Source organism: Streptomyces sp. NRRL WC-3549 (assembly GCF_000721935.1).
Classification (GTDB): domain Bacteria; phylum Actinomycetota; class Actinomycetes; order Streptomycetales; family Streptomycetaceae; genus Streptomyces.
The window spans coordinates 525-1,020 of sequence record NZ_KL585475.1; the positions used below are offsets into that span (position 1 = coordinate 525).

Genomic DNA, 496 nt, shown 5'->3' on the forward strand with positions numbered 1-496 from the left:
ACCGCATGCCTCGTCCACTCCGCGCCCACGTCCGAGCTCACCGCAGGGCGGCCATGCACGGCGACCTCACGACGCCCGGCACTGTCTGCGGACCCGACGACCAGCTGCAACTGGGTGTCGACATGCTCGGATAGCACCAGTGGCGCCTCAAGCGTCAACTCCTCGATCAGGTCGCACTCAACGTACGAGGCAGCATGCAACGCAAGATCGACGAACGCGGTGGCGGGCAGAAGGACCGAGCTCATGACCGTATGGTCGGCAAGCCACGGATACCGGCCGGGTGACAGCAAGCCGGTGAAAACCGTGCTCCCTCCTCCGGCAAGCGGAACCGCCGCTCCGAGGAGTGGGTGACCGACGGAGCTCTGTCCGAGGCCACTCGCATCGGTGGGCTGCGCGACGGCGTCGGCGAGCCAGTAGTGCGCACGCCGGAAGGCGTACGTGGGGAGATCGATACGGCGGGCGCCGGTGCCGGCGAAGTACGCCGCCCAGTCGACGG

The 496-nt window shown here is 68.1% G+C and carries 1 protein-coding gene; it reads right to left on the minus strand.

The window, feature by feature from the left end; genetic code table 11:
• A partial coding sequence (locus IH13_RS45485) for a polyketide synthase dehydratase domain-containing protein (RefSeq protein WP_234433525.1) occupies positions 1 to 290 on the minus strand: 290 nt, incomplete at its 3' end.
• Positions 291 to 496 lie beyond the last annotated feature (206 nt).